The sequence below is a fragment of the Streptomyces sp. NPDC050759 genome (genome assembly GCF_044456945.1).
In the GTDB taxonomy this organism is placed as follows: domain Bacteria; phylum Actinomycetota; class Actinomycetes; order Streptomycetales; family Streptomycetaceae; genus Streptomyces.
In genome coordinates this window covers 298,312-307,549 of the sequence record NZ_JBITGI010000002.1, presented here as the reverse complement: position 1 = coordinate 307,549, position 9,238 = coordinate 298,312, and the positions used below count along the sequence as shown (strand labels likewise).

The window sequence follows — 9,238 nt, the reverse complement described above, 5'->3', positions numbered from 1 at the left end:
CCCGTAGCCATGCCCGAGCCCAGCCCGCACCAGTCACCACAGCCGCAGCCGTCGAAGTCCGCGCCACCGCCCGGCGCTACCGGGACCGGGAAGGGTTTCGCCGACACCTTCCGGCGCCGGCCGGCCCGCGCGCCACGCGGCCTGACCCCCGGCTCCCGGGTATGGGCCGTCACCGGCTGGACGGCCGTCACGACTGCCACCGTGGTGACCGTCCTCATGACCGTGCCCCCGCTCCTGGCCGACCAGGACGATGACAAGCAGGAGACGGGCCAGACCGTGGTGGCGGCGCCCGACCCCGTCACGCCCTCCCCGTCGCCGAGCCCCAAGGCCTCGAAGAAGACCGCCTCGCCGAGCCCCTCCAAGAAGGAGACCGAGCGCGAGGAGCCCGCGCCCGTGGTCGTGACGACCACCGCGGCGGCCGCCCCCGTCAGCAAGGAGCCGGCGGCCAAGCAGACGAAGAAGGCGACGAAGGCGCCCAGCGCACCGGAGTGGACGCAGACGGTCATCGCGGCCACGAACATCCTCTCCACCGGCGAGTCCTGGAAGACCAACCGCATCCGGATGGTCATGCAGGGGGACGGCAACCTCGTCGTCTACGGCGAGAACAACAAGCCGACATGGGCGTCCATGGTCTTCGGTGAGGGCCACACGGCCCGCTTCCAGACCGACGGCAACCTCTGCGTCTACAACGGCGACGACAAACCCGTCTGGGCCACGGGCACCTTCGGCCACCCGGGCGCGAAGCTCGTCCTCCGCAAGGACGGCAAGGTGGTGATCGTGGACGGGGGCACCGTGCTGTGGAGCACCTGATCCGGGGCCCGCGGCTCGTGCTCCTGCAGGTCGATGCGATGCCCGGTACGTCAACGGATCCACGCCATCCGCGAGCACGGTGGCTACGCCGCACGGACGTGACGAGAGGAACCGGGTGAGCCGACCTCCCACCCAGACGTCCTGGGTTCCGGCACCAACTGGCGCCCACTCCTCCCCGGTGTTGCCCTCCGTCCCGACCAGCAAGGAGCCCCAGGCCGCGAACGTCGAGATCCCCGTGAGTTCTGATGTGGTTGAGGTGGTCCGGGTCGGTGTGATGGTGGGGCGGCTCCGGGTGTAGGAGCCGGTCGGGGGACTGGGCGGTGTCGCGCCGGCCCGTGCCTGCATGGAGGAACTGCTTCCCGACATCCTGGAGGGGAAGATCGAGCCGGGCCGGGTCTTTGACCGCACCGTCGGCCTGGACGACACCCCGGACGCCTACCGCGCCATGGCCGACCGCGAGTCGCTGAAGGTCCTGGTCAAGCCCTGACCGCCGTCCGCCGTCAGCTCCGCTCCTCCTCGGTGGCCTTCCAGGCGAATTCGCCGGTCGCACCATCAAGGAGGATCAGCTGGTCGTGCTCAGGTGTGCCGGTCTCAGCGAAGAAAATGACGAGGCGGTGGCCAGGGGTTCCGTCAAGCTGCATCGACTGGTAGCCCAAAGTGAGCTCGCCGACTTCGGATGATGGAAGGTCTTGTCACCGCGGAGGTGGGGCTGCACGTCGTAGTCGTGCCACCAGCGCACGAACTCCGGGCTCTCTCGCTTGAGTTCCCCGATGGGCTCGGCAAGGCCGGGTGTGCCCGGTTCGGTGCCCGCGAGCGCGCGCATACGGCCGACACAGGTGCGGACCTGCTCTTCCAGTCGGCGAACAGACGGGGCGCGGCAAGTGGAGGAAGCCGATCCACGGGCGCGCGATTCCTGAATTCATCGATACTGCAGCCGGGCTTGGCGCGGAACGGCGCCAAAACTGCCGGCGTGGAAGTCGCGGAACGCCTGCTCGATCTCGGCCCGGGTGTTCATGACCATGGGCCCGCCCATCGCGACGGGCTGTCGGATGGGTGGGCCGCTGAACGTCAGGACCTCGCTGGGGGCGTCTCCGTCACCGGTTCGCAGGCCGATGACGGACAGGTCGGCGTCCGACAGAGGATCGGACCAGGCCGTCTGCCCCGCGGTCACGGTGCGATCGGCGACGCTCACGGCGCCGGCGAGCACGGTGAAGAACGCTCGGTCCTGACCGGGCAGGAAGTGGTCGAGGCTCCGGCCGGGCTCCATGGTGATCAGTGAGCCGGAGATCGGCCAATGGGTGAGCGCCGAGCTGGTCGTGGTCAGTGTGCCGCTGTTCCCGATGCTGTCGCCGTGCTCCAGCACACCGTCCCGCACCAGCGTCACCGTCTCAAGGCCCCGGTGCGGGTGCCACTCGAAGCCGGGCTCAGAGAACAGGTCCTCGACCAGCACCAGGAAAGGGTCGGTCAGTGCCGGGTCCTGCGCAGAGAACATCAAGCTTTTGTCGTCGACCTGAGCGTCCGGGCCGAGATGGATCCTGTCCTCGATCCGTGCGACGGTTCGGCGCGAGATCTGCTGCTGTGCCTGCATCATGTGCCTCCGCGGAACCCGTGACGTTGACGTGTGATTCAAGTCAAGCACCTCCTTGGGTGATGCATCAACTTTCGCGATCTGTGCTGCGTGACCCGATGGGAGGCGACTCGGCGCCGCCAGGGCCAGGTGCCTGCGTGCAGGCGCGGAACGCGGCTTCACTGGGCACACCGTTCTGCCCTGACTTGCGTGGACAGGCCTGGCAGGTCATGAGTGATGGGCATCCGGCGTCATACCTTGGGCCAGGACTACCGTCCGGTTCTGGGACGCAGTGGTACGCGGCTGATAGGTCGACGCCGTGAGCGCAAGGCCTTCAGAGCCCTTGTGGACGCCGTTCGCGCCGGGAAGAGCCGGGCTCTCGTCGTCAGTGGTGAGCCGGGCGTGGGCAAGACGGCGCTGTTGGACTGGCTGGTCGACGACACATCGGGTGTTCGCCTCGTGCGCGCCACCGGTGTGCAGGCGGAGATGGATCTGCCGTTCGCCGCGCTGCACCAGCTATTGGCACCCATGCTGGACCGGCTGCCGGCCCCGCAGCGCGACACCCTGCGCACGTTCTTCGGCCTCAGCCCGGGCAGGGCGCCGAATCGCTTCTTCGGAGGCCTGGACGTCCTGGGCCTGCTTGCCGCTGCTGCCGAGGAACAGCCGTTGATCTGCGTCATCGACGACGAGCAGTGGCTCGATCGCGCCTCGGCGCAGGTACTCGCGTTCGTCGCCCGCCGCCTGGAAAGAGTTGGTCGGACTCGTCTTCGCCACCCGGCGGCCGAGCCGGGACCTCGCGGATCCGCCGCAACTCATGGTCGAGCCACCGAGGCCCGGTACTCGAGACTGCCACCGCGTGTGGCCGCGTTGCGCCGCAGCTCGCGGGAGATCGTTGATGGTGACCGGCCCAGCCGTCCAGCGATCTCCTGTACCCCGGCGCCCTGCACGCACAGCAGAGCGATCTCCTCCCGTTCGGCGAACGAGCGAGCGGCCCGAGACGGTCAGGTTGATCTGAGGCATTCCGCCAGCGTGTCGGAACCACCGCGTTCCCACCGCTGGCGCGGCTCCGACAGCGACCGCCGCGTCCCCACTGGTCAGACCCTTGGCGATCTCGCCCCAGAACAGCCGCTCGATCTCACGCCGAGTCGAGGGCCGCCCCGGCCACTTCATCGGTGACCGACCGGTCAACTCCGTCATCCAACCCGCTGGTCGTCCCACAACACGCCCCTCTGAGCAAGAGTGTTGCTACGACCGGTTGAACCCGGTCAGTACACGTCTTTCGCGTTCACCGCGCACCTTATCGAGGCCGGTATCGATGACTCGATCGGCACCGTCGGCGACGCCCTGGACAGCGCGCTCATGGAATCCAAGATCGACTTCTACAAAACAGAGTTGACCAAGCCCCGTCGGCCCCGACACCTCCTCTTACGTGCCTGACGACGGTCCACACGGCCTGACCTGCGTGAAGTGCTCGCTGGCCCCAGATGACGTAGGGCGTAGAGAACTCCATGATCTTGGAAGCCGTGCCTGTCCACGTTCGGGGCACCGCTGAGTTGACAGATCGTCACGAACTGGGCGTCACGCGACAACGCCGGAGCCCTGGTCTGCCACCGACCTGAAGCGCGTGTGTTCTTCGAAGTCATCCGTTGTGCGAGGGTGCCGGGCCACCCCACGGGCCTGCCGCCGTCGAGTCCTCAGCGAGGATTTCCCGCCACACCGACAGGAGCCGTTCCAGCCCGGACACCGGACGAGGTCGGGCGAGCAGGTCGTAGAGCGGCCGGCAGAACCGGTCGTCGGGTTTGCGGGAGTCGGTCGCCGTGTTCAGGGCCCATGCCGCCCTTATCCCCTGCCCGCGACCAGCGAGCGCCAGGGCGCGGATCTCCGCCAGGGCGAAGGAGGACGGGCGGGGATGACCAGGTGGCCAGGGCTGCTCCAGAGCGGCCAAGACCGTGGCCGGGGTGTGGAGTGAGCCTTCGTCCGGGCGGTCCGTCCTATCCGCGAGCCAGCGCAACAGTTCGACATCCGCCGTCGGGCCAGCCTGTTCCAAGTGCTGTCGCGCCTCGTCCACTCGGCCAGTGAACAGCATTAGTTCACCCAGCCGCCGATGGGCCATCACGTCATTGGAACGAACCCAGAGTGCATTGCGGTAGGCGACCTCGGCATCGTCGAACCGGCCGAGATGGCAGAACGCATTTCCGAGGGCATGGTCGAGTCCTGGGGCGCGGGTGTCGAGGTCGATGGCTCTGAGGTAGGCGCCCACAGCCGCATCGAATTGGTGCTGCTGCATCATGGCATGCCCGAGATCCCGGTGGGTGAGGGCATCGCCGGGGTCGAGTCTGATGACCCCAAAATAGGCGGCTGCAGCCTCGTCGAACCGGTCCAGACGGTTCATCAGGTTGCCTAAGGCGCGGCAGGGGGCCGGGTCTTGGGCGTCGAGTCGGATGGATTGGCGGAAGGCTGCCTCGGCCTCGTCATACTGGCCCAATTCCTCGAAGGCGTTCCCCCGGACGTAGTGGGCTCTTGCGCCACTGGGATCGAGGGCGATGGCCTCACGGGCCGCACGTTCAGCGTCTTCGGGGCGATCGATCCGGAGCATCAGTTCGGCGAGGTCAGTGAGCGGGCCAGGTTCGTCGCCGGGATCGCCTGAGAGGAGCCGGGGAATGGAATCGGCGAGCCAAGCGCGGATGCGTGGTTCGGTATCGACCGGGAACCGGAGCGCCAGGATCGCCTGGCGGGCGGAGGCGTTGTCGGGGTTCAGGAGGTCATTGACCAGGAACTCCGGCCTGATCCGCTTGTTCCATCGGCGCGGAGCGGCAATGAGGATATTTCTGAGGCCCTGGGCGAGGGGGATATGGCTGGGTGATTCGTCCGGGGATATCGTCCGGTTGGGCCGCAGAGCGCCGCGGATCTGGTCGATGTCGGCCGGGCAGTCGGGATGGCGGGTCTGGATGTCGGAGAGTAGAGCGACGAGCAGGTGCCATGGCTGGATGGCGGCCGATCCGGTCGCCCTGGCTTCGTCTTGAGCTGCGAAGAGCGCGTTGATGGCGTTCGCATCGCATTGAGGCAGTACTCCGGGAGGTTTGATGAGCCTGCTCACGTCTGCAGCGTTGGCGCGGCGGCTCTCGTCCCGCGCCTGCCTCTGATGTCCGCCCAGGAGCAGGCGCTGGGCCGCTGAGCTGCCTTCCCCCGCGTAGAGCATGTTCACTCGGTGGGTGAGTTGCATGGTGGCATTTTCATTGCGGGGCAGCGGTAGTTCGGTGTCCCAGGCCAGCAGCGGGTCGACCTGGTGTGAGTACCAGTCCTGTAATTGCCGGTGACGGAATTGGTACACCCCTCCTGACCGGCGGAAGATCCCGGCCTCGTATCCGTCGATGAGGAAGGTCTCGATGGCCGCGGGCCAATTGCGGCGGGTGAGGGGCGTCCCGAGGATCTGATCGATCTCCGGACTGGGGAACGTCCAGTTCGCTGAGAGAGGCTGGGACCCGGTCGACTGGAGGGTCCGCTCAACGTCTGTGGTCAGGAAATCGCCGTACCACGCCCCGAAGACGTACTTCCTGAAAGTCGCCAGGGCGCCTGAGGAGCCGAGGGCGGCGGCGGGGATCAACCCGGCGATCAGAGCGATCCGGACCGCGGGAGTGGCCCCTGCAATGGGCCATGCCATCAGATAGGCGAAGGGCCAGTAGAGGACGGGAACCAGCAGACACCACATGACGAATCCGATGGAGGCAATCCAGGCTGCCTGGAGGTTCTCGAAGATCACGGCCCGGAGCGCTCGGGCGGGCCTGCGAAGCAGTCGGCGCGTCGTCTTGCGCGCTCTGGGCACACCGGGGATCAGAGCGAGGGAGACTCCCACACCCAGAAGGATCGCGACGGCGGGGCCAGCAAGGTGCGGACGTGCCAGAGCGGCAAGTCCTGACCGGGCGCTCGGGACGATCGCGGTGCCGCTGACGGCATCAAGGCCCCAGGCCAGGAGCATCAGTACGCCGCTCCCGAAGATGCCGGCCAGCCAGAGGAAGGCGAACGCCAAGGAGCGGTGGAGAAGCTCGGAACCGGCGGCTTGATCCGCCGCATAATGCGCGATGATGTCCTGCCGAGGACCGCCCCTGTCGACCTGGAGATCGAGGTCTTCGGCGATGAACCGGCACCAGGTTTCAGCCTTCTCCCTGGTCTCGATGGCATGGATCCGCGCTCGCGCCGGGGCGAAGGTCTCGATCAACAGGGCGCCTACCCGGCGGGAGTAGTCGTCGTGGTCTTCGCCCTCGCCGGGCACGAGGTCGCGGGTCTCCATGGTGTCAAGGAAGTAGGTGACGGCCAGGGTCAGCCGCCACGGAGTGCCGAAGGCATGGAGCACGGCCGGAACACCAGCGGTCACCGCGTCCAGGACAGGTTGCCACGCCCGGATTTTCCATTCTTCGCGCGTGGTCCCCCGAATGAAGCCAACTATCTCCTCCGCTACGAGCGGCAGAATTGTGATCTCGTGACTCGTTTCGATGTGCTGGCCGATGTCGGAGAAGACATTGTTCCGACAGGTGACCACGAAGTGTTGGTAGCTCCTGACCGCGAGGTAAGCATTGATGGCTCCCACGGCCTTGGCGAGGACCTCCTTCTCGACGGAGATTTCGTCGAGGCCGTCGAGGATCGGCATGACCTCGAAGTCGTCGATGAGGGTCTCTGCCTGATTGGGCGGCACCCCGTAGTGGATGGTGAGCTGCGTGACGAGCCATTCGCCAATGTCGCGGTCGGGGTGCCAGCCGGAGAGGTCGAATCGGACCGGCACCGCGTCACCGGGCTGGGATTTGCCCAGGAGTGCCAGGGTCAGTTTGACCGCGAGGACCGTCTTGCCCGCTCCCGCGGGACCGAGGATGACCAACCGACCCCCGGCTTCGTTCTCGAAGAAGTCGCAGATGTCGATGCGGACGGGGCCGCCGGCATCACGAAATCGCACCTCGTGTTCAACGGTGTAGGCGGACCTGGCCGCATCTGACCGGACTTGGCTGAGGCCAAGCCGATGCCCTTCGACCTCCCCTTCCTGACTGCGAACGGCTTTGGCCAGCTTCATCTTCCAGTCCACGGATGAAGCGCGGGCAAGAAAGACGGACACGGTGATGCCGATAAAGCCCCCGCTGCAGGCCAGAATGTTGGACCAGCTGACGATGGCTTCGAAGTTCTTGGCGGACTGATCGTCAGGGTGCCCGCGAAAGATGGCGAAATAGATCCAGAGGGGAGCCGTGATGAAGAAGACGGTCATCGACCACAGCAGGACCCGTGTGCTCCAGGAGGCCAGCACGGTCCTGGGGAGGCGTGTCGATCGCATGCTCACCCACCGAAACATCGAAGCATGACACCGCGGAAGGATCAGGTGATTTCCGACTGTAGCCAATTATGTGCGTGTCTGAGACGTGTATCCGTCATCAGGTGCGTGTGATCCCCTTCGTTGCGTTGGGGTGCCGATTGGCACCATATACAGACCGTTACCCCAGTTGGTCCGGGTGAGGTTCTTTGCGGCCGCGGCGCCTGGCGGCGGCTGCCTGTGTGGGTCGAGACGAGATGCCGTGCGCTCGCTCCAGCCAGCGCAGCAGCTCCTGCAACTGGCTGACCAGTACCAGCAGGTGTTCGTACGCCAGGTCCGCCCGCGGCCGGGAGTCGGAGCGGGCCTCGGTCCGCTCAATCAGCTCGTGGAGCTCGGAGTGTTCCCTGTCGTCGAGCGCTGCGGCGAGGGTGCGGGCGTGCTCATGGTGGGGGCCAGCTCCTTCGGTGTGGTGAGAATGTCGGCGACGGCACGTGGGGCGGAGACGATGCCCCGGTTCGCGATGCTGTCCCCCTCCCGCCGCGCCTCGACCAGCAGCGCGGACACATCTGTGCCGGCCGTACGTACGGCGGGAGTTGTGCTCGTCATGGAGCTGCTCCGTGTCGGTTGAGTAGGAGGTGGGGTGGGAAGGTCGTGGCGCGTGATCTATTCCATGGCCAGCCGGGCTGGTGGCAGGTCCCACACGGCGGGTGGAGCTTGGACCACGCGGCAGGTTCTGGAGGCAGCTCGGCCGTCGGGGTTCCCCTCAACTGGTTGTGGTTGAGGACGCGGGTGCCTGGGAGTCACTGAGCCTCCTGTGTATTGGCAGGTCAAGAGGGTGGGTACGGCTGCCACGAGCCTGCTGATGCGGTTGCTCGAGCAGCGTGCTCGCCGTAGCAGTTGCCAGGACTTCAGTCGTGCGATGGCGCCCTCCTGCTGTGGCCACGCCCGGGCACACGCATACCAGGGCCCTCGTGGCTGTTGTACAACGGCTCCACGGCGGGCTGCGCATCTTGACCCTGGAGGAATATCGGGTCGAGGCGAGCGCGGACCAGGTTGACCAGGCCCTGGCACGGTACGCCTGACGACGGCACACCCGGATGATTCCTGCGGCAGACCGCGCCCAAGAAGTAGTGACGCTCGCGTCAGTGCTGTCCACCATCGGCTGCTGATCGCCCAGTCGTGATCATCGCGCTCTTCCAGGTCCCGGTGGGCCGAGTTGCGGACCGCATGCCAGATGCGGACACGCTCGGCAACGAACTCCAGATCGGTGTTCGGACTGGACCTGCCGCGGGCCGAGGTGCTGGAGGGGCCGCTTCTCGCCGCCCGGTTGGCAGAGTGAGCAGTGCCGGTCGGCGGCCGGTGACGTAGGCGGGGCCCGGCACCAGGAGAGGTGCCGGGTCTCGCGTCAGGGGCTCAGGGTGTCAGGGACGTAGCGGTCTCCAGATCGCAGTTCTCGAAGCCGGGCAGGTAGACGTAGTAGGTGGAGTCGATGAAATGCGGCAAACTCACTGATCACCTGGGGCACGAGCCCGGTGATCAGTGAGCTTCGCCCTCCAGCGCGGACTCCAGCA

Annotated in this window: 4 protein-coding genes and 6 pseudogenes; 4 read left to right on the top strand and 6 right to left on the bottom strand. The window is 66.7% G+C overall.

Annotated elements, in window-relative coordinates; translation table 11 throughout:
- The first annotated feature begins 9 nt into the window (after positions 1-9).
- Together ACIBJB_RS07245 and ACIBJB_RS07240 are read left to right on the top strand one after the other, a co-directional pair.
- Positions 10-810 (top strand): mannose-binding protein, encoded by an 801-nt coding sequence (locus ACIBJB_RS07245; protein WP_398927398.1) that lies wholly within the window; start codon positions 10-12, stop codon positions 808-810.
- A 316-nt stretch (positions 811-1,126) separates the two neighbouring features.
- Positions 1,127-1,297, top strand: a pseudogene (locus ACIBJB_RS07240) (IMP dehydrogenase); the annotation flags it as partial.
- A 13-nt stretch (positions 1,298-1,310) separates the two neighbouring features.
- Here the strand turns inward: ACIBJB_RS07240 and ACIBJB_RS07235 are convergent.
- Positions 1,311-1,666, bottom strand: a pseudogene (locus ACIBJB_RS07235) (hypothetical protein).
- Between the two features lie 63 nt (positions 1,667-1,729).
- Positions 1,730-2,560, bottom strand: coding sequence for a pirin-like C-terminal cupin domain-containing protein (locus tag ACIBJB_RS07230; RefSeq protein WP_398927396.1), 831 nt, complete (start codon positions 2,558-2,560; stop codon positions 1,730-1,732).
- Between the two features lie 54 nt (positions 2,561-2,614).
- On the opposite strand from ACIBJB_RS07230, the pseudogene ACIBJB_RS07225 reads away from it, so the two are divergent.
- Positions 2,615-3,067 (top strand): annotated as a pseudogene (locus ACIBJB_RS07225) (AAA family ATPase); the annotation flags it as partial.
- A gap of 128 nt (positions 3,068-3,195) precedes the next feature.
- Here ACIBJB_RS07225 and ACIBJB_RS07220 read toward each other — a convergent pair.
- Positions 3,196-3,574, bottom strand: a pseudogene (locus ACIBJB_RS07220) (helix-turn-helix domain-containing protein); the annotation flags it as partial.
- Between the two features lie 69 nt (positions 3,575-3,643).
- Here ACIBJB_RS07220 and ACIBJB_RS07215 point away from each other — a divergent pair.
- A pseudogene (locus ACIBJB_RS07215) lies at positions 3,644-3,772 on the top strand (IS3 family transposase); the annotation flags it as partial.
- A 244-nt stretch (positions 3,773-4,016) separates the two neighbouring features.
- Here the strand turns inward: ACIBJB_RS07215 and ACIBJB_RS07210 are convergent.
- From ACIBJB_RS07210 to ACIBJB_RS07200, 3 genes and pseudogenes are all read right to left on the bottom strand, one after another.
- Entirely contained in the window at positions 4,017-7,625 is a 3,609-nt protein-coding gene (locus tag ACIBJB_RS07210) for a tetratricopeptide repeat protein (protein ID WP_398927394.1), read from the bottom strand.
- A gap of 420 nt (positions 7,626-8,045) precedes the next feature.
- Positions 8,046-8,273: a hypothetical protein gene (locus ACIBJB_RS07205; protein WP_398927392.1), complete on the bottom strand. Its 228-nt coding sequence runs from the start codon at positions 8,271-8,273 to the stop codon at positions 8,046-8,048.
- Positions 8,274-8,477: 204 nt separating this feature from the next.
- Positions 8,478-8,597 (bottom strand): annotated as a pseudogene (locus ACIBJB_RS07200) (IS5/IS1182 family transposase); the annotation flags it as partial.
- Positions 8,598-9,238 lie beyond the last annotated feature (641 nt).

Bases quoted from the DNA above. Each gene is read 5' to 3' on its own strand.
- ACIBJB_RS07245 (WP_398927398.1), top strand. From the start codon at position 10: ATGCCCGAGCCCAGCCCGCACCAGTCACCACAGCCGCAGCCGTCGAAG.
- ACIBJB_RS07210 (WP_398927394.1), bottom strand. From the start codon at position 7,625: ATGACCGTCTTCTTCATCACGGCTCCCCTCTGGATCTATTTCGCCATC.
- ACIBJB_RS07205 (WP_398927392.1), bottom strand. From the start codon at position 8,273: ATGACGAGCACAACTCCCGCCGTACGTACGGCCGGCACAGATGTGTCC.